Below are 24,020 nucleotides of genomic sequence, written 5' to 3'. Positions count from 1 at the left end.
TTCAGGAGGATGTCATGAGCAATGACGAAAGCGGTTACGCCGGGGCTGTGGTTCGGCAGATGAAGACGGAACGCGGCAGGTGCTGGTGGAGCGGGATCGTCATGGCGGTCGTCGGCGCCGTCGCGCTGGCCGGCGGAACGGGCTTCGCGATCCTTTTTGGGACGGAGGGGGATCAGGCGACGGCCGCCGGCGTGGTGGCAGGCATGGGCTTTGCTGTGGTCCTCATCGGGTCGATCTTGGCCTGGTTTGGGCGGCCAGGCCGACCGATCGATATGGCGACGAGCGGCGAGGGCGCCCAGCGCGACAAGCTTCAACGCGCGCGGACCCAACAGCTGGTGATCTACCCCGCCGTGCTGCTGCTGTTCATGGCCCAGGCCCACAGCGCCATGCAGCGTGTCTTGGGCGGGGACCATAACCTTGGCGCCTACGTCCAGATCCTGCTGCCGGTCCTGTACGGCTGGCTGATCCCCGTGCTGGTCATGGGGTGGGACTGGCATGCAAAGAAGAACCGCCGCCTGCTGGAGGATGAACTGACCCAAGTGATGCGGGCGCGGTCGATGATCCTGGCCTTCGTCGTGTTGATGAGCGGCGTGACCGTGGCCCTGGGGTTGGGACTGTGGCGCGCGGACTATGGCGTGATGGCCTTGCCCTATGTGCTGGCGCTGGGCGGCGCGTCGGCGGGCCTGCGGTTTGCCTGGCTAGACCGAGAGGCCGGCCGCGATGGGTGATCCAAGACTGGGGTCACGGCTCAAGGAACTGCGCACTGCCGCGGGCCTGACCCAGCAGGGGCTGGCTGACAAGGCCGGCGTCTCGCGCAAGACCATCAATACGGTCGAGAACGGCGTCTTCGTGCCCTCCACCGTCCTGGCGCTGGAACTGGCGCGGGCGCTGGAGACGACGGTCGAGGCGCTGTTCTTCCTCAAGGACTGATGCGATCCATGTCCGAAAACCGCGAGACATGGCGAGGCGGCGGGGGCATCCTGTCCTCATGGAACAGCCCCTTGATCAGGACGCCTGCTGGCGCGCCGTCGTGGCGCGGGACGCCCGTTTCGACGGGCGTTTCTTCACCGGCGTGACCTCGACGGGGATCTATTGCCGGCCGGTCTGTCCGGCGCGCACGCCGAAGCGGGAAAATGTGGTCTTTCATCCGACAGCGGCGGCGGCCGAGGAGGCGGGGCTTCGGGCCTGCCTGCGTTGCCGGCCCGAGACGGCGCCTGAAATGGGCGCCTGGCGAGGCACGTCGAATACGGTCAGCCGGGCGCTAGCCATGATCGAGGCGGGCGCGCTGGATAGGGGCGATGCAGACGCCCTGGCGACCCGGCTGGGCATGGGCGAGCGGCAGCTGCGCCGCCTGTTCCGCCAGCACCTGGGCGCTGCCCCCGTCAGCGTGGCCCAGACGCGGCGCGTGCTGCTGGCCAAACAACTGATCCACGAAAGCAACCTGTCGATGGCGGAGGTGGCGATGGCCTCCGGCTTCGGCAGCGTGCGGCGGTTCAACGAGACCTTCCAGGCCCTCTACGGCCGCGCGCCGTCGGACCTGCGCCGACGCAAGGTCGAGGGCGAGCCGGGCGGGGTGGTCAAGATCGGTCTGTCCTATCGGCCGCCCTATGACTGGGCGGCCATGATGACGACGCTGGCGATGCGTGGCGTCGCGGACGAGGCGGTGGTCGATGGCGTATGGACCCGGCGGCTGCGCATCGACGTGGATGGCACGGACGGGTCTGTGACGGTGCGCCCCGCCGCCATGGGCAGGGCGGCGGTCGAGGTGCGGGTCGGCGAGCTGACGGCCTTGCCCGGCGTTCTGGCGCGTGTGCGGCGGGTGTTCGACCTCGCCGCCGATCCCGAGGCGATCACGCGCGACCTGTCAGCCGACCCCGTCCTGCGGACGGCCGTCGAGGCCCGCCCGGCATTGCGGCCTGCGGGCGACTGGATCGACGCGGGCGAGGATGCGCCCAGCGACCGGCTGATGACGACGGATGCCGGACTGCTGGCGCGCGCAGAGCGGTGGCGGCCGTGGCGGGCCTATGGCGCCCTTTACTGGACCCTGATCGAGGAGCGGCGAGATGACCAAGCAGCCTGAGATGCATCTGACCCTGGACCGAATCCCGTCGCCCGTGGGCGAGGTGCTGGTCGTCACCGATGCGGACGGTGCGGTGCGGGCGCTGGATTTCCACGACTACGAGGCGCGGCTGCGGCTGCTGCTGCGTCGTCACTATGGCGAGGTCGTCCTGACCGAGGGTCGGGCGCCCCAGCCGGTGCGCCAGGCTGTCGAGGCCTGGTTCGGCGGAGACCTGACCGCCTTCGACGCTGTCGAGGTGAAGACCGGCGGCACGGATTTCCAACGCTCCGTCTGGCGGGCCCTGCGCGATATTCCGGCCGGCGAGACGCGCAGCTACGGCCAGCTGGCGGCCGCGATCGGCGCGCCCAAGGCGGTGCGGGCGGTCGGTCTGGCCAACGGCGCCAACCCGGTCGGGGTCATCGTGCCCTGCCACCGCGTGATCGGGGCGAACGGGACGCTGACCGGCTATGCGGGCGGGCTGGAGCGCAAGCGCTGGCTGCTGGCGCACGAGGCGGGCGGGCGGTTGCTTTAGCTGGTCGGCGGTGGAGGCGTTGGCGAGAGGGGAGAGATCACCTGGGGGGCGGTCGGCGGGGCGCCGGCCTTCAGCTGTGCGATATAGTCCAGTTCACGCTTGGCGTTTGCGTCCTCGGGATCGATTTCGAGTGCGGCCTCGTAGGCGGCCTTGGCCTCGTCCAGTCGATCCAGTTCGATCAGGCTGAAGCCGCGCCGGCGATGGAACGGGCCGCGATGAAGAACCATCAGCATGTCGTTGTCAGCCAAGGCGGCGTCCGCCAGGGCCAGGGCGTCGTTCCAACGCGCCAAACCCTGCAGGGCGGCGGTCTTTTCAACGAGCAACAACCAGTTCTTCGGCTGGACCTTCAGCACGCGATCCAGATAGGCGATGCCCTCGTCATAGCGACGCGCCTCGACCGCCTCGGAGGCGAGCATCAGCGCGATGTCGCCATAGACGTTCGGCAGGGCTGTGGCGCCCTTGGCGTTTCCGCCGTCCTTGGCGGCGGCTGCGGACAGACCGATTATCATGATCAGCACGTCGCCCGGATCGGTGACCCTGACCACATGCTGACCTGATTGCTCGACCAATTGGCCATAGTCCGCAGGCATCCGGTCCAGCGCCTGGCGAAGCGCCGGAAGGCGGCGGGCGAGCGCGGGATAGCCCCGGCGTTGAAACTCGGCGTTGGCCTGAACGAAGAGGTCGTGGTCTTGGCGTTCTTGACGCGACATTTGCGGTGTGTCGGCGGCGGCCGCCGCAAGGGCGGGCGCGGGAGCCGTCGCCATGGCGGCCGTCGATAGCGCCAGAGCTGCAGCCAGAATCCTCAGCATGATCATCCGCTCTCCCCTTCGGTTCTCCGACAATAGGCGCAACCTGAGGGGGTTGGCGAGGCCTAGTCCGGCACTGTCTGCCGTCAGCGACGCGTGAACCGTTCGGGCGGCAGGGCGGCGTGGGTGAAGCAGGCCTGACGCACCGCGCCCTTGAAATAGTTCACCCGGTTCATGCGACAGCCGACCGAGGCGCGACCCGGTCCCTGGGGCTTGAACGGCACGGCGTGTTCGCCCTGCAGCACGCCGTCGACATAGGCCCGGTACATGACGCCGTCGAAGGTCTGGGCGACGTGGAACCACTGGCCGCAAGGGTAGAGGCGCTCGGGAAAGATCAGGGTGTGGTTATAGCCGGGGCCGCGCGTGAAGGCGTCGAGGTACCAGCGGTCCCGAACCACGCGGATCTCGAACAGAAACCGCGTCTGTGACGGCGGCTGGCCGGCGGGCGCCTCCTCGGCGAGATGGAACCAGCGCTGCTCGAAGGCGCCGCCGTCGGGCCGGAACAGGGCCTCGAAGGTGAAGGTCTCGGCCCCGGCCAGCGGGTGGTCCGCGATGAACAGGGCGTCGTCCACGCCGTCGAACAGCACAGCCCGGCCATAGGGGCTGTCGATCAGTGTCGGGTCGCCCTCGACGCTGGTCGCGACCCCGCCGATGTCTGCCAACCGATCAAAGGTCCACACCGTCCGGCGCGGCGCGGCGGTCTGCAACGTCGCGCATCCCGGCAGAATCGCGCCCGCGACGCCCGATGCGCCCAGGGCCATCAGGCGGCGGCGGTCGAGAGGCAGGGCGTCAGGCATGGTTCGGTCTCTCGGCGGTTTTGTCGCGCGACACTATGGGAATGATCGCGCGAGGCAACGGCCTGCGCTCCGGTTCGTTATCGGCATCCCTACAGACTGGAGTATCGACGATGAAACTTTCCAATGGCGCGCTGGTGGCGGTGGTCGACGGCGAAAAGCTGGCCCTGTTCAGGAACATGAACGCCTCGGAGATCAAGCTGACGCCGCTGGAAAATCCCCCCATCGCGGATCGCGTTTCCGGTTCGGCCGGCCGGCGTTCGAATGAGGCCAATCCCGACAACGATACCCAGGCCGAAGACGGTTTCGCCATGGGCGTCGCAGAGGTGCTGAACAAATGGTCGGTCACCAACAAGATCGACGAACTGCTGGTGATCGCCGCGCCCAAGACCCTGGGCGAGCTGCGCAAGCACTGGCACAAGGACCTTCAGGCCAAGCTGGTCGGCGAGATCGCCAAGGATCTGACGGGCCATTCCAGCGATCAGATCGCCGCGGCGATCGACAAGGCGTGACCTAGATCGGTCGGTCGCCGCATTTCGGATGCGCGATCGACCTGTCGCCGACGTTGAAGGGGCCGCATATCGCCGCAGTGCGATATGCGGCCCTTCTGTTTTAGCGGGTGCGTCCAGAGCGATGAAATCGCTGAATAATCTCAGCACTCACGACGTGCTGGCGATCATTCAGCGCGTTAGTCCTTGTGGTCAAAATGCGACAGCATTGCCACAAAGTTGCAGCATTTCGTTGATCTGCGATTGACGCCTGCTGCATTGCAGCAAAATCCTTGCAGCCATCGCGACTCCTCTCGCGATGATTGGGGATAATCATGCATAAAAAAGCGGTTTTCCGCTCGATGCTGCTTGGAGGATCGATTCTGGGCGCCATATCGACGCCTGCCTTCGCTCAATCCACGCCGGACCAGCCGTCCGAAGTCGATGAGATCGTCGTCACGGGCTCGCGCCTGTCTGCGACCGCCGCGACACAGGCGGCTCAGCCGGTTCAGGTGGTGACGGCGCAATCGATCGAGGCCCAGGGCGTGACGCAGGTCGCCGACCTGCTCGACCGCATTCCGGCGCTGCAATCCTCGACCAGCTCGGCTCAGGCGAATGGCGGCGCCGCGACCCTGAACCTGCGCGGCATGGGGGCGGAGCGCACCCTGACCCTGGTCAATGGGCGCCGCTATGTCGCCGGCGTGCCCGGATCGGCCGCCGTGGACGTCAGCAGCATTCCGGCTGGCCTGATCGAACGGGTCGAAGTCCTGACCGGCGGCGCATCCGCCGTCTATGGTTCCGACGCGGTCACCGGCGTGGTCAACTTCATCCTCAAGGACGACTACGAGGGCACCGAGATGACGGTGCAGGGCGGTCTGTCTGGCGAAGGCGATGCAGAGGAGTTCTATGTCTCGCTGCTGCATGGTCGAAACTTCGACAATGGGCGCGGCAACTTCACGATCGGGGTTCAGGGCAATGAGCGCTCGGAGCTCTACTACGGCGACCGCAGCTATTCGAAAAACAACGGGACCTACGACGACTACACCAACCCCGCGCTCTTCTTCCAGGTCGGCGATCCCCTGCCTCCTGGCCGCACCCTGGCCCAGACGCGAGGCCGAACGATCCTCGTCGGCGGCGCACCGCGTTACGCTGGAACCGATGCGTCGCTGATCACGCGCGCCCAGACGGCGACCCCGCGCGCCTTCATCGCCGACCCCCGCTTCTCGATCTCCAGCACCAGCGGCCTGATCGGCATCGATCTGGACGGCGACGGCTATGCCGATCCGGCCGGTTTCTTTTCCAATCCGCAGGTCAACGCCGACTGCAACACCAACCGCAACGGTCAGCTCGGCTATGGCTGCTACACCGTCGATCCGGTCACCGGGCAGCTGCGGCCCTTCCAGGACGGTCTCTATGCCGGCTCCTCCAACCAGTCGGGCGGCGACGGCGCAGCGCAAGTGTTCGACAACCAGAGCCTGCTGCCCAAGGAGTCGAGCTATTCGGTCAGCTTCACGGCCAACTACAACCTCTCGACCTTCTTCAACCCGTTCGTCGAGATCAATGCGTCGTGGAACAAGGGCACGACGTTCAGCCCCTACAACACCTATGACGACTCCATCCCCATCTCGCTGGACAACCCCTTCATCCCGGCGGCGCTGAGGGCCTTGGTCAACGCCGAGATCGCGGCCGACCCCAGCGTCGCAGGCACGGCGCAGATCGCGCTTTCGCGAGACCACATCGACATCTTCGATCCCAAGACCGTCAGCGACCGCCGCACCTATCGCGCCGTGGTCGGCACGCGGGGCGAGCTTGATCTGGGCTGGAACTACGAGCTGTCGTTCAACTATGGCCGCACCGAGCGGGATACGACCTTCGCCGTGCGGTTGGAGGACCGCTTCTTCGCCGCCCTCGACGCCGTCACCGATCCGGTCACGGGCCAGGCGGTCTGTCGCTCTACGCTCGATCCCACGGCGGCGCCGCCCATTTCGGGCCTCTATCCCGAGTTCGGCGGGCCGGTGCCGAACCCGTTCCAGACCTTCACGCCGGGCGCGGGTTCGGATTGCCGCCCGCTGAACCTGTTCGGCCTGGGCAACGTCAGCCCTGAAGCCTCGGCCTTCGTCGGACCGCTGGCGACTGACACCTCCCTGATCCAGCAGACGGTCGTCTCGGGCTTCCTGGCCGGCGATCTGTCGCGCTGGTTCAGCCTGCCGGGCGGCCCGATCAGCTTCGCCCTCGGCGGCGAGTATCGCAAGGAACAGAGCGACTTCAACCCGAACGACTATGACGAGCAGGGCGTGACCTTCCGCTACGCCACCACGGCCGCCGTTTCCGGCGAGTTCGAGGTGTCGGAAGGTTTCGTCGAGATCAGCTTCCCGCTGCTGGCGGACCTGCCGTTCGCCGAGACCCTGACCCTGAACGCCGCCGCCCGGTTCGGCGACTATACCAACATCGGCAATACGGAGACCTTCAAGGCCGATCTGGTCTGGGCGCCGGTGACCGACGTCCGGTTCCGCGCAGGCGTGGCCAAGGCCGTGCGTGCGCCGAACATCGCCGAACTGTTCACGCCCTTGCAGACCGCCGGCTTCCGTCCGATCGATCCCTGCTCGGCTGAGAACATCACGCAGGGCACAAGCTCGCGCGAGGCCAACTGTCGGGCGGATCTGGCCCGTTACGGCGTGACGGTCGGCTCCACCTATGACTTCGAAGACCCGCTGACGGCCCAGTTCTTCGGCGCCGCCGGCGGCAACCCCGATCTGCAGGCGGAAACCTCGGACTCGTGGACGGCGGGCGTGGTGCTGCAACCGCGCTTCATCCCGAACTTCACGCTGACGGCCGACTACTGGAACATCAAGATCGAGAACGCCATCGCCTCGGTCTCGGCCCAGGACATCGTCAACAGCTGCTATGACGCGCCCAGCATCGCCAACCAGTATTGCGCCCTGCTCAGCCGCGACGACCGTCCCGGTTCTCTGACCCAGGGCGGCCTGGACTATCTGCAGCAGAGCCAGGTGAACTTCGCCGGACTGGAGGCGTCGGGCGTCGATTTCAACGCCGTCTACCGTCTGGATCTGGGCACGTTCGGCAAGTCGGAGTGGGGTTCGCTGGCCCTGGGCGTCGGCGGCACCTGGCTGGAGGATCGCAACGACTTCCCGTTCGTGGCGGATGCAACCCTGGCCAATCCGGTCAAGGAGCAGTTGAATTCGCCCGAGTGGGTGGTCAACACCTCCGTGCGCTGGAGCGTGGGCGACTTCACCGCCGGCCTGTTCTCGAACTATCAGAGCAAGCAGACGCGTTCGGGCGTCGAGATCGAGAATACGGTGTCCTTCGACGCGCCGTGGAACGATCCCATCTGGACCCACGACGCCTCGCTGTCCTGGGACATCGACGGCAAGAGCGACCTAATCCTGGGCGTCAACAACCTGACGGACGAGGAGCCGTTCCTCAGCACGGTGGCGACCCCGGTTTCGGCGCGCGGCCGCTATTTCTTCGTGCGGTTCAACAAGAAGCTCTGATCACCGTCAGAAAAAGAGGGGCGGCGGCCGGAGACGGTCGCCGCCCTTTTGCTCGTCAGGCGCCGTCCAGAAACAGCCGGCAGGCGGGGTTGGCGGTCTCGTCCACGTAAGGGTAGCCCAGGTCGGCGAGGGCGGCGGTCAGTTGGGCCTGCTCCTGCGGCGGCACGCTGATGCCGGCCAGCACCCGGCCCACGTCGTCGCCGTGGTTGCGATAGTGGAACAGGGTCAGGGCCCAGGCAGGCTGGAGGCTGTTGAGGAAGCGCAGGAAGGCGCCGGGCCGTTCGGGGAACTGAAAGCGCAGGATGCGTTCATGCGGCAGGCCCACCGTGCGGCCGCCGACCATGTAGCGGACGTGCAGTTTGGCGGTCTCGTTGTCGCTCATGTCCTCGACGGCGTAGCCGCCGGCGCGCAGGGCGGCGATCAGGTCGTCGCGTTCATGCGGGCCGTTCCTCAGCGCCACGCCGACGAAGATCTGGGCGTCGCCGTCGCCGGACCAGCGATAGTTGAACTCCGTCACCGAACGACCGTCGAGGGTGTCAAGGAAGCGACGGTAGTCGTCGCGGTCGTCCTTCATGGCCACGGCCAGCAGGGCCTCGGCGCCCTCGCCGATTTCGGCCCGTTCGGCGACGTGACGCAGCCGGTCGAAGTTCAGATTGGCGCCCGAGTTGATGGCGATCAGCGTCCCGGCCCCCGGATGTGCGGCGGCCCAGGCCTTGAGCCCCGCCAGCGCGACGGCGCCCGACGGCTCGGCGATGGCGCGGCTGTCATCGAAGATGTCCTTGATGGCGGCGCAGATGGCGTCGGTGTCCACCAGGACGATCTCGTCCAGCAGATCCTTGCACAGGCGGAAGGTCTCGGTTCCCGCGCGGCGCACGGCGACCCCGTCGGCGAACAAGCCGACCTCGTTAAGGGTCACGACTTCGCCCGCATCGATGGACGCCTTCATGGTCGGGGCGTCCACCGGCTCGACGCCGATGACGCGGGTGTCGGGTCGCAGGAATTTGACGATGGCGGCGACGCCGGCGGCCAGTCCGCCTCCGCCGATAGGCACGAAGATCGCCTCAATGGGATCGGCGTGCTGGCGGGCGATCTCAAGCCCTACCGTGCCCTGGCCGGCGATCACGTCGGGGTCGTCGAACGGGTGGATGAAGGCGGCGCCGGTCTGGCTCTCCAGATGGCGGGCGTGGGCATAGGCCTCGTCGAAGCTCTCGCCGTGCAGAACCACCTCGCCGCCCAGGGTGCGGACGGCGGCGACCTTGATGCCGGGGGTGGTGGTCGGCATGACGATGGTCGCCGGCGTGTTGCGGCGGGCGGCGGCCAGGGCGACCCCTTGCGCGTGATTGCCGGCCGACGCGCAGATGACGCCTTTCGACAACTCGTCCTCAGACAGGGCGGCGATCTTGTTGTAGGCGCCGCGAATCTTGAATGAAAAGACCGGCTGCAGATCCTCGCGCTTCAGCAGGACGGGCCGGTCGAGTCGCGCCGACAGGCGGCGCAGCGGGTCGAGAGGCGTTTCCTCCGCCACGTCATAGACGCGGGCGGCGAGGATGCGGCGGATGGTGTCCTGCATGGAAATGTCGTGAATAGGCTTGAAGTGGCAAAGAAGTGGGCTGTCATCTAGGCGAAATCGGCCGTCATGGGAACGGTTTTTGCAGATTCAGGCTGTTGGTGCTTACGGAGTACGGCTTTGCATTTCCTCTTGCACCGCGTCCGCATAGGCCTACATTGTTCCTGCTTATGCTAACTTTGAGCATAAGGGTCTAGGGAGACGGTCATGGCGGACGGCGCCTTTGGTCTGACGAAGGAACTGGAGCGGGAGACCGCCGGGGTGTGGGCGAAGGTCAAGGACCATGTCACGCCTTTGGAATGGCCGGCCCAGGCGCGGTTGATCAGCGAGATCAACCGGCTGAAGCGCGAGCGCGACGCCGTGATCCTGGCCCACAACTATATGACGCCCGAGATCTTCCACGGGGTCGGCGACTATGTCGGCGACAGCCTGGGCCTGGCCAAGGAGGCCGCGCGGTCGGATGCGAAGGTGATCGTCCAGGCGGGCGTGCATTTCATGGCCGAGACCTCCAAGATCCTGAGCCCGGAAAAGACCGTGCTGATCCCCGATCTGCGGGCGGGCTGTTCGCTGGCCTCGTCGATCACGGGGGCGGACGTGCGGCTGATCAAGCAGCGCTATCCGGGCCTGCCGGTCGTGACCTATGTGAACACCACGGCCGATGTGAAGGCCGAGACCGACATCTGCTGCACCAGCGCCAACGCCGTTCAGGTGGTGGAATGGGCGGCCAAGGAATGGGGCGTGGACCGGGTCATCCTGATCCCCGACGAATATCTGGCGCGCAATGTGGCGGCCCAGACCACGGTCGGGATCATCGCCTGGAAGGGCCGCTGCGAGGTGCACGAACGGTTCACGGTGGACGACATCGCCGAGATGCGCGCCGCCTATCCGGGCGCAGAGATCCTGGCCCACCCGGAATGCCCGGAAGACGTGCTGGCGGCGGCGGACTTCGCCGGATCGACGGCGGCCATGACCGACTATGTCGAGGCGCGTCGGCCCAAACAGGTGGTGATGATCACCGAATGTTCGATGGCCTCGAACGTGGCCGGCGATGTGCCGGGCGTGCAGTTCATCGGCCCGTGCAACCTGTGTCCGCACATGAAGCGGATCACGCTGCAGAACATCCACGACTGCCTGCTGCACATGCAGTTCGAGGTGACGGTTCCGGCCGACATGATCGAACGCGGACGCCTGGCCGTGCAGCGGATGATCGACCTGCCGCCGCCGCTGGTTCCCGCGCGCTACGACCTGGTCAAGGCGCGGCATCACGTCGATGTGGAGCTGATCTGAGCGACGCGGCGATCGGTCCCGGCGACGGGACGGTCGTCCGCGCCCATCTGGACGCCATGAGCAACACCGACACCCCAAATCAAACGCCCGCGCGCACGCCCGGCCCCTGGGATATCAAGCCGGAGGAGGCGATCGCGCGCGAGGCCGCACAGACGCCTGCCGTCGAAACGCCGGTCGAGAAGGACCAGAGCCTGGTCTGGGCCCTGCTGTCCACGGCCCTGATGGGCGGCTTCCTGTGGTGGGTCACGGGCAGCGCCATCGTGGCGGGCGCGGTGCTGATCGGCCTGTTCGTCCATGAGGCGGGGCATGCCCTGGCGATGAACAAGCTCGGCATGGGGCCGGCGCGCATCTACATCATTCCCTTCCTGGGCGGACTGGCCAAGGCGCGGCGCGAGCCTCGCAGCGAATGGGACGGCGTGCTGGTGTCGCTGGCCGGGCCGGCCTTCGGCCTGCTGGCCATGATCCCCTTCGTCGGGGTCTGGATGGTCTTGGGGCAGGGCGAATGGCTGATGGGCGCCTTCTTCATCGCCATGCTGAACCTGGTGAACCTGGTCCCTGCGCCGCCGCTGGATGGATCCAAGGCGTTGGGGCCAGTGCTGACGCGGGTGCATCCGCGCCTGGAGCAGATCGTGCTGCTGGTCATCGGCGTGGCGGTGGTGTGGTGGGGTCTGACGACCGGGCGGTTCATCTTGGCCGCCTTCCTGGCGCTGTCGGTGTTCAGCCATCTGAAGCGCGGCGTCTGGCGCGCGGCCTGGGGCACGCTGAGCTGGCCCGAGGCGGGCAAGAGCCTGGGGCTCTATCTGCTGACCCTTGCCGTATGTGCGGCGGCGGCCGTCGGCGCCCTGATGCCGATGACCGCGGGCGATCCGGCCGCAGCGGTGCAACTGGGCCTGAACTATCTCGGAGTGCGCGGATGACCCGAACGCGGCATGACGGACCGCTGATCGTCGGCGCAGGCCTGGCGGGCCTGTCGGCCGCGCTGGAGGCGGCGAATGCGGGGGGCAAGGTCCTGGTGGTGACGCCGGAGCCGCTGTTGAACGCCTGTTCGTCGGCTTGGGCGCAGGGCGGTATGGCGGCGGCCCTGACGGCGCAGGATTCGGCCGAACGTCATGCGAAGGATACCGAGGCGGCGGGCGCTGGCCTGGTCGATCCGGGCGCGACGCGGGCCTTGACCGAGGCGGGGCGTGAGACGGTGGAATGGCTGGCGGCCCTGGGCGCGCCGTTCGACCGGGATGCAGACGGCGGTTTCGTCGTCAGCCTGGAGGCGGCCCACTCCGTCCCCCGAGTGGCGCGGGTCGGCGGCGACGGGGCCGGGCGGGCTATCCTGTCGGCCGTGGTCGCGGCGGTGCGGGCCGAAAAGCTGATCGAGGTGTGGGACGATGCGCGGCTGAAGGGCCTGCTGCAGGACGCCGACGGCCGGGTGGTCGGGGCGGTGGTCGTGCGCGGCGGACGTCTGGTCGAGATCACGGCGACGGCCGTGGTGCTGGCCACCGGCGGGGCGGGCGGGCTGTTCGCGGCGACCACGACCCCGGCGGCGCTGAAAGGCGAGGGGATGGCGCTGGCGGCGCGTGCCGGAGCGGAAATCCTCGATCCCGAGTTCGTGCAGTTCCACCCCACCGCGATTGATGTCGGTCTGGACCCCGCGCCCCTGGCGACCGAGGCGCTGCGCGGCGAGGGCGCGCGGCTGATCGACGGGCAGGGCCGGTTCCTGCTGGGCGACGAAGCCGACGCCGATCTGAAGCCGCGCGACGTGGTGGCGCGGGCGGTTCATGCGGCGCGGGCCCAAGGACGGGGCGCCTTTCTGGATGCGCGCACGGCTATCGGCGAGGCCTTCCCGCACGAATTTCCCGCCGTTTTCGCCGCCTGCATGCGCAGCGGTCTGGACCCGCGCGTCAGCCCGATACCGGTGATGGCCGCCTGCCACTATCATATGGGCGGGATCGCCGCCGACGCGGACGGGCGCACGACGGTTGCGGGCCTCTATGCGGTGGGAGAATGCGCGGCGACGGGGGTGCACGGCGCCAACAGGCTGGCGTCCAACTCCCTGCTCGAAGCGGCGGCCTTCGGGCGGCGCGCGGGCGTGGCGGCGGCCCTGGAGACGGGCGGGGGCCGTCCTGCGCCGGTCGAGATCGCGCCCGATCTGCCGGATGCGGCGATGGCTGAACTGCGGACTGCGATGACGGCCCATGCGGGCGTGGTGCGCGATGCGGCGGGGCTGTCGGCCCTGATAGCCCTGATCGACAGGCTGGAGGTCCAGCACGGGCCGGCGGCCGTCCTGCTGGCGGCGCGACTGATCGCCCAGGCAGCGCTGGATCGGCGCGAAAGCCGGGGCGGTCATTATCGTTCGGACTATCCTCAGACGGCGGCGCGCGCCGACCATACGCGGGTGCGGATCACGCGCCCGGCGGCGCTGGAGGCGGCGGAATGAGACGGCTTGCCGATGTCCTGATCGAACCCGTCGTGCGACTGGCTTTGGCCGAGGATTTGGGCCGGGCGGGCGACGTGACCGCCATGGCCTGCATTCCTGAGGGCGCGCGCATGAAGGCGGCGTTCGCGGCGCGCAAGCCGGGCGTGCTGGCCGGGATTGATTGCGTGAGGCTGGCGGTGCTGGCCATGGATCCGAAGGCGTTCGTGGACGTGCGCCTCAATGACGGCGACGCCTTCGACGCCGGCGCGGTTCTGGCGGTGGTCGAGGCCGACGCCCGCGCCTTCCTGTCGGCCGAGCGGACGGCGCTGAACCTGATCGGAAGGCTCAGCGGCGTGGCGACCCTGACGCGGGCCTATGTCGATGCCGTTGCCGGAACGCGGGCGCGGATCGCGGATACGAGGAAGACCACGCCGGGTCTGCGCGCGCTGGAGAAGCACGCCGTGGCCTGTGGCGGCGGAATGAACCATCGCTTCGGTCTGGATGACGCCATCCTGATCAAGGACAACCATGTGGCCGTTTGCGGCGGGGTCGCCGAGGCCGTGCGACGGGCCAGGGCCTTCGCCCCGCACCTGATGAAGGTCGAGGTCGAGGTGGACGGGCTGGATCAGCTGGACGCCGTGCTGGCCCTGATCGACGAGGGCATCGCGCCGGACGTGATCATGCTGGACAACTTCAGCCTGTCGGACCTGCGGGCCGCCGTAGCGCGCGTGGCGGGGCGGATCGTGCTGGAGGCCTCGGGCGGGGTCGATCTGACGACCGTGCGCGGCATCGCCGAGACGGGCGTCGACGTGATCTCGGTCGGCGCCCTGACCCATTCGGCCCCGGTTCTCGATATCGGTCTGGACGCGCTCTAGGCGCCAGACCCTCCAGACCTGGGCCGATCAGGCGGGGCTGGAGGCCGTTTCGACGATGTTGGTCTTGGCGGGGGCTTCGGCCGGACGCGCGGGACGCGACGCCGGCTGCGTGTTGGCGGCGCGAGCGGCAGTCGGCGCCGGGGTCGTCGCGGCGGCCGGGCGCGGTGTCGTCGCCGGCTGGGCGGCGGGAGCCGGCAGGGATCGGCCTTCCTGCGCCAGCACCATCGTATAGGCCACGGCCTGTCCGGCCTGACGCGCGGTCTCAACCGGGTTGAGGCCGGCCTGGATCAGGCGCGGCTGTTCCGCAGGCGCCGAAGGCCGCGCCGCATAGGTGAAGGCGCCGCTGGAGCCCGAACGCCCGCCGAAGCGATAGAACAGATGGCTGCCGACCTGGCTGACCTGAACCAGCGAAGAACGCCAGCCCGGCGCGACGGCGGTGGTGTGGAAGTGGGTGGCGTTGCCGACGCGGGCGAAGACCGAGCCCGACATGGCGTCCGACGCGACGGCGCGCGCGCGGTTCCAGGCGGTCTGATTGACGCGACCGCGCATCACGCCCGAGCAGGTGAAGGAGAACTGGCAGCCGGTGCTGCGGGCCGCGCCCTGGAACACCACGCCGCAGACGGTCTTGGGGAAGGCGGGGTGGCGCACGCGGTTCAGGACGACCTGGGCCACGGCCTTCATGCCGTCGCCGCCTTCGCCGCGGGCTTCATAATAGACGGCCTGGGTCAGGCAATCGAGGTCGCGGCTGGCGTCCAGGGCGTTGGCCATCTGGAAGGGGCGGGCGGCGGTCGGGGCGGTCAGGCTGGCGCGGCGCAGATTGGCGTCGCCGGGCGCACGCAGTTGTTCGAGACGGGCGGCCAGCAGTTCGGCCTGTCGATCGCGCTGGGCCGAGCCGGCGCTGGTATAGGGATCGTGGCGACGCGCGATGGTCAGGGCGCTGGCGTCCAGGCCGCCGGCGGCGGCGGCGAGCGCTTCTTCGGTGAAACCGGCGGCGGTGGCGCCCTGAATCCGTTCAGCCTGGGCGCGCAGCGTCGTCGCGCGCGCCGTCGTGCCGCCCAGATAGGCGCAGCCGATCGCCAGTCCCACCAGACCGCCAAAGGCTGCGGCGGCCGTCATGGGCTTGATCTTGGCCACACGATCGGCGCGCAGAATGGCGCGCGTCTGCGAGGAATGCGACAACGAGATAGTCCTGTTCAGCAGGGCGAGAAACGCGGCCCTCGGGGGTAGTCTTGCCGACGAGGCGACTCTGCGGTCGCATTCCAGCCTGCAAATTCCGGCGCTCGGCTCACTGGCCCGGGCGTCGAGGACGGGCCTTTAGCCAGCCTTGTATGGCCTCAATGTGTTCGATTCGCAATCCGATGGTTAAGGTGGCGAAACGACTAGGTATTTTTCAGATGGTGGGCGGCGTGTGGCCGAAATCCGGCGCATCCTGCATAATCGAACTACCGAATACTGTATTCGGTTACACGGACACTGCCCGTCGAACGACGTGTTGCGGTGCAGCGGACTAAAGGTGTCGCTTTGGTCTGTTCAAGATTGTGACGGTGCGCGTAATCGCTACTAAAGCAAAAGGCAGGAACCGCAGTGCGGCGTTCGCGTTCAAGCTTGGCCTTTTGGAGAGAAGCATCATGTCCCGAACACTCGTCCTGACCGCCGCCGTCGCCGCCGCTCTGACCCTGGCCGCCTGTGGCGCCACCGTCGAACAGAAGGCCGCCAGCGGCGCCATCGCCGGCGCTGTCGTGGGCGGCCCTGTGGGCGCCGCCGTCGGCGGGGCCGCTGGAGCGGCCGTGGGGCAGGCGCAAAAGCCGAACTGACCCGGCGCCGACCGCGCCCGTTCGGATGGCGGCCCTTGCCATCGAGCGGGCGCGACCTACCTTAGGAAAGGCGCATCGATGGCGACGCCGTCGCACTCCAAATGACGCTCAGAACCGATTTCCTGGCGGCGAACCTTGATTTTCGCCCGCTTATCGGCTTTGTGCCCCCCGCTTCGGGATGCGCGTTTTTTTCGCCGCCTGACCCCCGACGGCCGCCCCTGGTCGTTCACAAGGAACCCTGACGCTTTCGCATGAAAGATCTGAAGACCGGATTCTCCGACCGCATTACCGCCCAGCAGGAAGCCAAGAAGGCCCTGCTCGCCAAATTCAAGCCGAAGGCCGCTGCGCCCGACCCCGAATTCGATCGGCTGGCCGAGAAGCGCGCCGCCGAGAAGGAAGCCCTGCGTCAACAGCACGAGCTGGCCAAGGCTGAACAGCGCCGCGAGAAGGCCGAGAAGGACGCCGCTCGCATGGCCGCCGATCTCGCCGCTCAGGAAGCGATCGAGGCCGAGAAGCGCGCCGACCGCAAGGCGCGCAAGCAGTTGACCAAGGAAGAGCAGAAGGAAAAGCGCGACGCCCGCTACGCCGCGCGCAAGGCGCGCCGCTAGGCCCACGCCGACTGCTGAAAAGATCGACGCGTCGCAGCTCTGCGGCGCGTTTTTCTTTGCCCGTCAGCTTGTCGGCGCGGCGCTCATGCGCTCCAGCAGGGCGCGCAACTGGTCCGACGAATAGGGTTTGCGCAGCAGGGGCCAGGTCGTGTCGGCCAACACCGCATCCACGTCCTCGCCGACATAGCCCGAGGTCAAGGCGATCCGCAGTTCGGGCCATTGGACCGCGGCCGTGCGCGCCAGTTCCACGCCGCTCATACCGCCGGGCATGACCACATCGGTCAGCATCACGTCGAAGCGGTCGGCGTGTAGGAACTTCAGCGCGTCGTCGCCATTCTCGGCCCAATCGACCTCAAGCCCGAAGCCTTCCAGGATTTCCAGCGCCACAGCGGCGACGCCGGGATCGTCCTCGACCAGCAACATCCGCCCGCCCTCGGCCAGGGGCGCGTCGTCCCCGGATGCCGCGACCGGCGCGGCCACCGCATCCTCGGCGGACAGGGGCGGCAAATAGAGACAGATCTCGGCCCCCTGTCCCGGCTCCGATTCAATATGGACGCCGCCGCCAGACTGGCGCGCGAACCCATAGACCTGGCTGAGGCCCAGGCCTGTGCCCTTGCCGACGCCCTTGGTGGTGAAGAAGGGCTCGAACACCCGGTCGCGGATCTCGGGCGACATGCCTTCGCCATTGTCGGACACGGCGACGCAGACATAGTCGCCGGGCGGCAGCTCTGCGACATGCCCGGCCTCGACGGTGCAGGCCCGCGTCTGGACGGTGATGCGCGCATGACGGCTCTTGGCCCCCGTCACGTCCCCCAAGGCGTCGCGGGCGTTGACGATCAGGTTCAGCAGCGCGGCCTCGAACTGGGCCGGGTCCACATTGGCCCGCGCGCCGCCGCGCTTCAACTTCACCTTGAAATCGACCGCCTCTCCGACGGCGCGCCGCAGCAGGGGCTCGCTCTCGCGGATCAGGGCGTTCAGGTCGATCGGCTCGGGTCTCAGGGCCTGGCGCCGCGAGAAGGCCAGCAGCTGGTGCGTCAGGCTCTCGCCACGCCGCGCCGCCGCCAGGGCCGCCTCGCCCAGCTTCTTGCGCTTGGCCGGATCGTCGCTGCGCAGGATGATGTCCAGGGCGCCGATGACCACGGTCAGCAGGTTGTTGAAATCGTGCGCCACGCCGCCGGTCAGCCGCCCAACGGCCTCCATCCGCTGGGCGTGAACCAGCTGGGCCTCGGCCTGGGCCTTGTCGATCAGCGCCTCGTCGACCCGCTCCGCCAGCAGTTCGTTGATCCGCTTCAGATCGTCCTCGGCGCGCTTGGCGTCGGTCACGTCCAGGCAGGCGCCCACATAGCCCTGGAACTGTCCCGAAGCGTCGAAGCGCGGCACGCCCTCGTTGCGTAGCCAGCGCAGGCCCAGCAGCGGGTGGTTGACCCGCGTCAAGGCCTCGAACCGATCCCTGGCCTCGAAGGCCCGCATGAAGGCGGCGACGAAGACGCCCTCGTCGTCCGGGTGGATCAGGGTGCGCCAGCTGTCGGGCAGATGGCCGTCGGCCTCGACCCCGAAGAAGGTGCGGTATCGTCTGTTGGCGAACACCATCTGGGCGGCGTCGTCGCTCATCCAGATCAGGGCCGGCGCGCTGTCGGCCACGATGCGGAAGCGGTTCTCGGACTCCTCCAGCCTGGCCTGGGCCGCGCGCATGTCGGTCACGTCGAAGGCCACGCCAACGAAGCCGACGATTTCGGATCCGTTCAGCCGGGGGCGCGAGAAGGACTTCAGCCAGCGCCACTCGCCGTCGTGACGCCGATAGCGGGCCTCCAGCGAAAACGGCTCGCGGGTCGTTTCGCCCGCCACGGACTCCGCCAGGATGCGGGCCTGGTCGTCGGGGTGCAGCACATCGCGCCAGTCCAGGGTGCGGACCGTCTCATAGTCCGCGCCATAGAAGTCGACATAGGCCTGATTGACGAAGGCGCGCGTGCGGTCCTGGTGCGTGACCCAGATCAGGACCGGGGCCGTGTCTGCGATGGCGCGGAAGCGTTGCTCGCTCTCGCGGGTCTCGTTCTCGGCGCGGGCGCGTTCGACCTCGGCCCAGGTGCGGGCGGCGACCTCCTCGACCAGGCTGACCTGCGCCTCGGTCCAGCGACGCGGCGTCGCGGAATGGACATAGAGAAAGGCGCGCAGCCGCCCCGTGCGGATCAGCGGCGCGCGGATCAGGGCGCGGGTCTGGATGGCGTCGAAGGCGTCGGCGAAGGCGGCCGTGCGGCCATCCTCTCGGACATCTTCGATCTGGATCGTGCGGCCTTCGGCCAGATCCGTGATCAGGCCCTCGCCGAAGGCGTTCAGGCTGAACTGCCCTTGGGCGCTGGCGACGCCGGCGGTCCAGTCGCGGCTCATGGAGACGATGCCGGCCGCCTGATCTACCTCGCCATAGCCGACCCGGTCGGCGTCCAGCAGGGCGCCCAGGGCGCTTTCGACATCGGCCATGATCTCTTCGGGATCGGTCAGGTCGCGCAGACGGTCGCTGAGATCCAGCAGGAAGGCCTGGCGCCGCTCAGCCCGCGCCGCCGTCTCCAGCGCCTCGCGCGTCTCCGTCACGTCGAACGAAATCCCGGCATAACCCAGGAAGACGCCCTGGCCGTCGAAGCGCGGTCGCACGATGGCCCGCATCCAGCGCCAGACGCCGTCCGGCCCCTGGATCCGCGCCTCCATCTCGAAGGGCTTGCGATCCGCAGCCCCTGCCTTCTCCGCCGCCTTGACGGTCTCAAGATCGTCGGGATGCACCGCCGACTTCCAGCCGCCCTCGCGCAGTTTTTCCACGTTCAGGCCGTGCAGGGCGAAGACCGCCGCATTGACGAACTCGAACTCGCCGTTCGCGTCCAACAGCCAGATCGGCGAGGGGGCCGTGTCGGCCAGCAGTCGGAACCGCGTCTCGCTTTCGCTCAGTCGCGAAATGGCGCTGCGCAGCGAGGCGCCCACGGCGGCGATGAACAGACCGACGAGCACGAAATTCCAGGTCGCCGCGCCGCCGATGGCGTCCAGGATGCCGTCTCGGCCGGTGGCCGTCATGGCGACGATCGCCCAACCACCCCCTGTGCAGACCGCCAGGGCGGCGAGCGCGCCGGTCCAACCGCCCGCAAGCGCCGCCAGGGTGACGGCCGGCAGCAGGATGGTGAACCCTGTCACCTCGCCATACAGCGGAGAGGCCGCCGCACGGACGACCAAGCCCAGCAGGGCGATGCCGACCCCGATCAGCACGCGACGCATTGGCGACATCGTCGGCAGGCGCGCCAAGCCGACAAGCCAGCGATCCATGCCCGCGATACGCCGTTTCGATACGCCTGCGCTCATACCGTCGGTTTGCCCCATCAGCGTCGCGTTTGCGACGCTGAAACGCAGCTTTACACCTTGCGTTTCGAGCGACCACCCCCGTTGCGCAGCCGGGGTCGCCGTAACGACGGTCGTTGGATCGCCGGAAAATGGCCTATAAGTCCGAATAGATGCGCGGTTTAAGCGAGAGGCGATTGCGCCGATCGCGGCTGTGGACGGTGAATGACCCTGTTGCCCTGGAAGACGATGTGGACGGCGCTGCGGCGTTCGGCGGCGGCCTTGCCCGCGGCCGGCGCGGTGCTGGGCGTCGCGATGGCGGCTGGCTCTACCGTGCGGCCGGACGTGGACCGCACCGCCGAGGCCGTGTCGCGCATCACCGGCGGCGATCTGGGCGAGGGCGGGCTGAACGCGATCAAGGGCCGCCTGACCCCGTCGCAACTGGCCATGGCCATGCGTCACGACCCCAACCTGCTGCAGCCGGCCCTGTATGGACTGACGCCCGGCTGGGAAAGTCTGACCCTGGCGGGCAAGCCGGGCCTGGAACCGGGCAAGAGCGGGCTGGAGGCCCAGCGTCTGAACGCCGCCCTTGCGCCCGCGTCCGGCGCTCTGCGTCCCGCCCTGCCGTTCGTGTTCAAGGGCAGCGCCGACGACCGGCGCCGGGCTTTGCGCTGCCTGACCCAGGCCGTCTATTTCGAGTCGGCGCTGGAGCCGGACAACGGCCAGGCCGGCGTGGCCCAGGTGGTGCTGAACCGGGTGCGCGATCCCAACTACGCCAACACCGTCTGCGGTGTGGTGTTCGAGGGCGCCGAGCGGACCACGGGCTGCCAGTTCAGCTTTACCTGCGACGGCTCTCTGGCCCAGGCGCCGGTCGGCTGGGCCTGGGACCGGGCGCGCAAGGTCGCGGAAAAGGCGCTGAACGGCGAGGTCGCCCAGCAGGTCGGGACCGCCACCCACTATCACGCCGACTATGTGCATCCCTGGTGGGCGCCGACGGTGGCCAAGGTCACGCAGATCGGCGCGCACATCTTCTATCGCTGGAAGGGCGTCTATGGCGAAACCGCCGCCTTCCGCAAAGTCTACAACGGCCGTGAGCCGGTCATCGACGAGGCGCGCTTCTCGCGTCCCCGCATGACCATCGCCGCCGGCGCCGCGACCGGCGGCCCCGACCCGGACGCCCCGGCCAAAGACGCGCCCCTGCGCACCGTCGAGGTCGATGGTCAGCAGCGCGTCGTCGGCGTGGTCAGCCTGGGCGGCCGTCGCCTGCCGACCCGTGACGAGGTCGCCGCCATCAACGCCCGCCTGACCGCGCTGGAACGGCCCGCAACGACGCCCAGGCCCGCCGCGCCCGTGCCTGAGGGCGTGGCGACCATGGACGTCGAAGAAGTCGGTCGTCCCGCGAACTGAAATCCCGCATTGCAACGCTATGACCGATCTGGGCATTGATGCACGTGCCCGGACATTTCCTGCCCGACGAGGACGCTGCTTGACCCACCCCGAAGTCGAATGTCCTAGGTGGGACGAGGCCGACCGTCTGAGAGCGCTCAAACAATACGGCGTGCTGGACACGACGCCCGAGGCGTCGTTCGACGACATCGTCAACCTCGCCGCGCGCCTCTGCGACGCGCCCATGGCCGCCGTCAGCCTGGTCGACGCCGAGCGTCAGTGGTTCAAGGCCGAGGTCGGACTGGGCGTGCGCGAGACGCCGCGTCCGCTGTCCTTCTGCGCCCACGCCATGCTTGCCGACACCGCCATGGTGGTGACGGATGCGTTTGAAGATCCGCGCTTCGCCGACAACGCCCTGGTCACCGGCCCGCCCCACATCCGCTTCTACGCCGGCCATCCGCTGAAGGCCTCGGACGGCGTGTCGCTGGGGGCGCTGTGCGTGCTCGACGACAAGCCGCGCCCCGAAGGTCTGACCGAGCTTCAGACCATGGCTCTCAAGACCCTGGCCGATCAGGTCATGACCCAGCTGGAGCTGCGTCGCGCCCTGCTTGACCGTGATCGCAGCCGCGACACTGCGCGCCTGGCGATGGAGGCCTCGGCCTATGTCGGGGCCTGGGACTGGGACATCGCCCAAAATCGCGTCGTCGCCGACGAACGTTTCGCCCGGATGTATGGCGTGGACGCCGCCGCCGCGCGCGACGGCGTGCCCATCGAGGTCTTCACCGCCAGCGTTCACCCCGACGATGCGGTGCGTGTCGGCGAGGAGATCGAGCGCGCCAAGTCCGGGGACGGCGTCTTCCTTTGCGAATACCGGTTGGCGGCCAACGGCGACGTGCGCTGGGTGCTGGCCAGGGGGCAGGCCTATTTCGACCGTTCAGGCGAGGCCATTCGTCTGCCGGGCATTGCGGTGGACATCACCGAGCGCAAACAGATCGAGACGGATCTCGCCGAGACCGCGCGGGCGTTGAGCGAGAGCGAGACCCGGTTCCGCGTCCTGGCCGACGCCATGCCGCAGATGGTCTGGTCCGCCCAGCCGGACGGGTTCCACGACTACTACAACGCCCGTTGGTACGAGTTTACGGGCGTCCCGGCCGGCTCCACGGACGGCGAGGGCTGGAACGACATGTTCCACGCCGACGATCAGGAGCGGGCCTGGGCGGTCTGGCGTCACTCGCTCGAAACGGGCGAACCCTATGAGATCGAATACCGGCTGAAGCATCACAGCGGCGTCTATCGCTGGACGTTGGGGCGTGCGGTCGCGGTCCGCGACGAGCAGGGCGAGATCACCCGCTGGTTCGGCACACTGACCGACATCGACGAGCTGAAGAAGCTGGAACAGGGCCGCGAGCTGGTCAGCCAGGAGCTGAGCCACCGGATCAAGAACATCTTCGCGGTGATCACGGCGTTGGTGGCCCTGTCGGCGCGTCAGTATCCCGAGGCCAAGGCCTTTTCCGCCTCCTTGCGCACGCGGATCGCCGCCCTGGCCCGTGCGCACGAGTTCGTGCGGCCGCACACCGAGACGTCCAAGCCGACGGTGGGGGCGACGACCCTGCATTCCTTCCTGTCGGACCTGTTCAAGGCCTATGCCGACGAAACGGGATCGCCGCGCGTCAGGATCGAGGGCGACGACGCCGTGTTCGACGATCAGGCCGCGACCTCGGTGGCTCTGCTGTTCCACGAACTGGCGACCAATGCCGCCAAATATGGCGCCCTGTCGGAGAAGGGCGGCATGGTCGCCCTGTCCACCGCGCGCGACGAGGATCGGTTCGTTTTGACCTGGAGCGAAAGCGGTGGCCCGACCCTCCATGGCGAGCCTTCGCGCGCCGGCTTCGGCTCCTCGCTGGCGACATTGTCGGTCCAGGGACAGTTGGGCGGACGGCTGGAACGCGAATGGCGACCGGAGGGTTTGAAGGTCGTCGTCGATCTGCCGGCGACGGCGCTATCGCGCCGCCGGGCTGCCAGCGGTGTTAGAAATTAGACTTATGTTGAAACCTATCGGGCAAACCTGCGTTGTGTACGTTCCCGAGCACAAGCATCACCCATGACCGCGCGCATCCTCATCATTGAAGACGAAGCTCTCGTCGCCATGGAGCTGCGCTTCGTCCTGGAAGATCTGGGACATGAAGTCCTGGGTGTCGCCGCGACCGCAAAGGCCGCGCTGGACCTGGTGCGCGAGAACGATGTGGACCTGGCTCTGGTCGATATCCACCTGTCCGACGGCCCTACCGGCATCAACCTGGGTCGCGAATTGGGCCAGGACATGGGTGTATCGGTCCTGTTCATGACGGCCAACCCCGGCATGGTGCGCGACGGCGTCGCCGGCACCATCGGCGTCTTGTCGAAGCCTACGGACGAACACGCGGTCCAAAGGGCCGTGGATTACGCCCTGCGTCGCCGCCAAGGCGAGCCCGTCGAATACGCGCCGCCGGGTCTTCAACTCTTCGCATGATCTCTGCCCAGGCGGTTGCGGTCGCCGCGATGCGGCATATGTCGAGGGCTCCCCACAAGGA

20 protein-coding genes are annotated in these 24,020 nt (G+C 68.1%); 15 read left to right on the top strand and 5 right to left on the bottom strand.

Translation table 11 applies throughout. From position 1 onward, the window contains the following. The first annotated feature begins 14 nt into the window (after window positions 1-14). The 4 genes from ACP693_RS12805 to ACP693_RS12790 are packed head-to-tail and all read left to right on the top strand — an operon-like array spanning window position 15 to window position 2,591. The gene (locus ACP693_RS12805) at window positions 15-728 is read left to right on the top strand and encodes a hypothetical protein (RefSeq protein ID WP_426019942.1); all 714 of its coding nucleotides are present in this window, start codon (window positions 15-17) and stop codon (window positions 726-728) included. Continuing rightward, window positions 721-930 (top strand): helix-turn-helix transcriptional regulator, encoded by a 210-nt coding sequence (locus ACP693_RS12800; protein WP_426019940.1) that lies wholly within the window; start codon window positions 721-723, stop codon window positions 928-930. Before ACP693_RS12805 ends, ACP693_RS12800 begins: the two co-directional genes overlap by 8 nt. Before the next feature lie 58 nt (window positions 931-988). Further along, entirely contained in the window at window positions 989-2,080 is a 1,092-nt protein-coding gene (locus ACP693_RS12795) for a bifunctional transcriptional activator/DNA repair enzyme AdaA (protein ID WP_426019938.1), read from the top strand. Then, window positions 2,064-2,591 carry a methylated-DNA--[protein]-cysteine S-methyltransferase gene (locus tag ACP693_RS12790; RefSeq protein ID WP_426019936.1) on the top strand — a complete coding sequence of 176 codons (528 nt, stop codon included), beginning with the start codon at window positions 2,064-2,066 and terminating at the stop codon, window positions 2,589-2,591. The genes ACP693_RS12795 and ACP693_RS12790 overlap by 17 nt, the downstream gene beginning before the upstream one ends. Here the strand turns inward: ACP693_RS12790 and ACP693_RS12785 are convergent. Together ACP693_RS12785 and ACP693_RS12780 are read right to left on the bottom strand one after the other, a co-directional pair. Next, window positions 2,588-3,406: a tetratricopeptide repeat protein gene (locus ACP693_RS12785; RefSeq protein WP_426019934.1), complete on the bottom strand. Its 819-nt coding sequence runs from the start codon at window positions 3,404-3,406 to the stop codon at window positions 2,588-2,590. The genes ACP693_RS12790 and ACP693_RS12785 overlap by 4 nt on opposite strands. 77 nt (window positions 3,407-3,483) lie before the next feature. After that, entirely contained in the window at window positions 3,484-4,194 is a 711-nt protein-coding gene (locus ACP693_RS12780) for a LamG-like jellyroll fold domain-containing protein (RefSeq protein WP_426019932.1), read from the bottom strand. 110 nt (window positions 4,195-4,304) lie between these two features. Here ACP693_RS12780 and ACP693_RS12775 point away from each other — a divergent pair, with 110 nt between their 5' ends. Beyond that, window positions 4,305-4,703 (top strand): host attachment family protein, encoded by a 399-nt coding sequence (locus tag ACP693_RS12775; RefSeq protein ID WP_426019930.1) that lies wholly within the window; start codon window positions 4,305-4,307, stop codon window positions 4,701-4,703. 311 nt (window positions 4,704-5,014) lie between these two features. Then, window positions 5,015-8,191, top strand: coding sequence for a TonB-dependent receptor domain-containing protein (locus ACP693_RS12770; RefSeq protein ID WP_426019928.1), 3,177 nt, complete (start codon window positions 5,015-5,017; stop codon window positions 8,189-8,191). 55 nt (window positions 8,192-8,246) lie between these two features. Here the strand turns inward: ACP693_RS12770 and ilvA are convergent, their stop codons facing one another. Further along, entirely contained in the window at window positions 8,247-9,761 is a 1,515-nt protein-coding gene (gene ilvA / locus ACP693_RS12765; protein WP_426019926.1) for a threonine ammonia-lyase, biosynthetic, read from the bottom strand. 204 nt (window positions 9,762-9,965) lie between these two features. On the opposite strand from ilvA, the gene nadA reads away from it, so the two are divergent. The 4 genes from nadA to nadC are packed head-to-tail and all read left to right on the top strand — an operon-like array spanning window position 9,966 to window position 14,327. Then, a complete protein-coding gene (gene nadA / locus ACP693_RS12760) occupies window positions 9,966-11,045 on the top strand; it encodes a quinolinate synthase NadA (protein ID WP_426019924.1) in 1,080 nt (359 codons plus the stop codon). Between the two features lie 56 nt (window positions 11,046-11,101). Then, window positions 11,102-11,962, top strand: a complete 861-nt coding sequence (locus ACP693_RS12755; protein ID WP_426019922.1) for a metalloprotease — start codon at window positions 11,102-11,104, stop codon at window positions 11,960-11,962. Then, window positions 11,959-13,473, top strand: coding sequence for an L-aspartate oxidase (locus tag ACP693_RS12750; protein ID WP_426019920.1), 1,515 nt, complete (start codon window positions 11,959-11,961; stop codon window positions 13,471-13,473). Before ACP693_RS12755 ends, ACP693_RS12750 begins: the two co-directional genes overlap by 4 nt. Next, window positions 13,470-14,327, top strand: a complete 858-nt coding sequence (nadC, locus tag ACP693_RS12745) for a carboxylating nicotinate-nucleotide diphosphorylase (protein ID WP_426019918.1) — start codon at window positions 13,470-13,472, stop codon at window positions 14,325-14,327. Before ACP693_RS12750 ends, nadC begins: the two co-directional genes overlap by 4 nt. A gap of 27 nt (window positions 14,328-14,354) precedes the next feature. Here nadC and ACP693_RS12740 read toward each other — a convergent pair whose 3' ends face one another. Then, a complete protein-coding gene (locus ACP693_RS12740; protein WP_426019916.1) occupies window positions 14,355-15,506 on the bottom strand; it encodes a cell wall hydrolase in 1,152 nt (383 codons plus the stop codon). 449 nt (window positions 15,507-15,955) lie between these two features. Between ACP693_RS12740 and ACP693_RS12735 the strand changes: the two genes are divergently transcribed. Continuing rightward, a complete protein-coding gene (locus ACP693_RS12735) occupies window positions 15,956-16,141 on the top strand; it encodes a hypothetical protein (RefSeq protein ID WP_426019914.1) in 186 nt (61 codons plus the stop codon). Window positions 16,142-16,392: 251 nt separating this feature from the next. Further along, window positions 16,393-16,749, top strand: coding sequence for a DUF6481 family protein (locus tag ACP693_RS12730; protein ID WP_426019912.1), 357 nt, complete (start codon window positions 16,393-16,395; stop codon window positions 16,747-16,749). 63 nt (window positions 16,750-16,812) lie between these two features. On the opposite strand, the gene ACP693_RS12725 is transcribed toward ACP693_RS12730, so the two are convergent. Next, on the bottom strand, window positions 16,813-20,106 hold the full coding sequence (locus ACP693_RS12725) for a PAS domain S-box protein (RefSeq protein WP_426019910.1): 3,294 nt from the start codon (window positions 20,104-20,106) through the stop codon (window positions 16,813-16,815). Window positions 20,107-20,289: 183 nt separating this feature from the next. On the opposite strand from ACP693_RS12725, the gene ACP693_RS12720 reads away from it, so the two are divergent. From ACP693_RS12720 to ACP693_RS12710, 3 genes are all read left to right on the top strand, one after another. Further along, window positions 20,290-21,471 (top strand): cell wall hydrolase, encoded by a 1,182-nt coding sequence (locus tag ACP693_RS12720; RefSeq protein WP_426019908.1) that lies wholly within the window; start codon window positions 20,290-20,292, stop codon window positions 21,469-21,471. A gap of 79 nt (window positions 21,472-21,550) precedes the next feature. Then, window positions 21,551-23,488: a PAS domain-containing protein gene (locus ACP693_RS12715; RefSeq protein ID WP_426019906.1), complete on the top strand. Its 1,938-nt coding sequence runs from the start codon at window positions 21,551-21,553 to the stop codon at window positions 23,486-23,488. 27 nt (window positions 23,489-23,515) lie between these two features. Further along, the gene (locus ACP693_RS12710; RefSeq protein ID WP_426020732.1) at window positions 23,516-23,959 is read left to right on the top strand and encodes a response regulator; all 444 of its coding nucleotides are present in this window, start codon (window positions 23,516-23,518) and stop codon (window positions 23,957-23,959) included. Window positions 23,960-24,020 lie beyond the last annotated feature (61 nt).

Origin of the sequence: Brevundimonas sp. TWP1-3 (assembly GCF_049896085.1) — a bacterium.
Lineage (GTDB): Bacteria > Pseudomonadota > Alphaproteobacteria > Caulobacterales > Caulobacteraceae > Brevundimonas.
Note: the sequence above shows the minus strand (reverse complement) of the source record. Positions and strands in the feature narration are given on the sequence as shown.

Bases quoted from the DNA above. Each gene is read 5' to 3' on its own strand.
- ACP693_RS12805 (WP_426019942.1), top strand. From the start codon at position 15: ATGAGCAATGACGAAAGCGGTTACGCCGGGGCTGTGGTTCGGCAGATG.
- ACP693_RS12755 (WP_426019922.1), top strand. From the start codon at position 11,102: ATGAGCAACACCGACACCCCAAATCAAACGCCCGCGCGCACGCCCGGC.
- ACP693_RS12790 (WP_426019936.1), top strand. From the start codon at position 2,064: ATGACCAAGCAGCCTGAGATGCATCTGACCCTGGACCGAATCCCGTCG.
- ACP693_RS12735 (WP_426019914.1), top strand. From the start codon at position 15,956: ATGTCCCGAACACTCGTCCTGACCGCCGCCGTCGCCGCCGCTCTGACC.
- ACP693_RS12780 (WP_426019932.1), bottom strand. From the start codon at position 4,194: ATGCCTGACGCCCTGCCTCTCGACCGCCGCCGCCTGATGGCCCTGGGC.
- ACP693_RS12785 (WP_426019934.1), bottom strand. From the start codon at position 3,406: ATGATCATGCTGAGGATTCTGGCTGCAGCTCTGGCGCTATCGACGGCC.
- ACP693_RS12730 (WP_426019912.1), top strand. From the start codon at position 16,393: ATGAAAGATCTGAAGACCGGATTCTCCGACCGCATTACCGCCCAGCAG.
- ACP693_RS12775 (WP_426019930.1), top strand. From the start codon at position 4,305: ATGAAACTTTCCAATGGCGCGCTGGTGGCGGTGGTCGACGGCGAAAAG.
- ACP693_RS12770 (WP_426019928.1), top strand. From the start codon at position 5,015: ATGCATAAAAAAGCGGTTTTCCGCTCGATGCTGCTTGGAGGATCGATT.
- nadA (WP_426019924.1), top strand. From the start codon at position 9,966: ATGGCGGACGGCGCCTTTGGTCTGACGAAGGAACTGGAGCGGGAGACC.
- ilvA (WP_426019926.1), bottom strand. From the start codon at position 9,761: ATGCAGGACACCATCCGCCGCATCCTCGCCGCCCGCGTCTATGACGTG.
- ACP693_RS12725 (WP_426019910.1), bottom strand. From the start codon at position 20,106: ATGGGGCAAACCGACGGTATGAGCGCAGGCGTATCGAAACGGCGTATC.
- ACP693_RS12795 (WP_426019938.1), top strand. From the start codon at position 989: ATGGAACAGCCCCTTGATCAGGACGCCTGCTGGCGCGCCGTCGTGGCG.
- ACP693_RS12720 (WP_426019908.1), top strand. From the start codon at position 20,290: ATGACCCTGTTGCCCTGGAAGACGATGTGGACGGCGCTGCGGCGTTCG.
- ACP693_RS12800 (WP_426019940.1), top strand. From the start codon at position 721: ATGGGTGATCCAAGACTGGGGTCACGGCTCAAGGAACTGCGCACTGCC.
- nadC (WP_426019918.1), top strand. From the start codon at position 13,470: ATGAGACGGCTTGCCGATGTCCTGATCGAACCCGTCGTGCGACTGGCT.
- ACP693_RS12750 (WP_426019920.1), top strand. From the start codon at position 11,959: ATGACCCGAACGCGGCATGACGGACCGCTGATCGTCGGCGCAGGCCTG.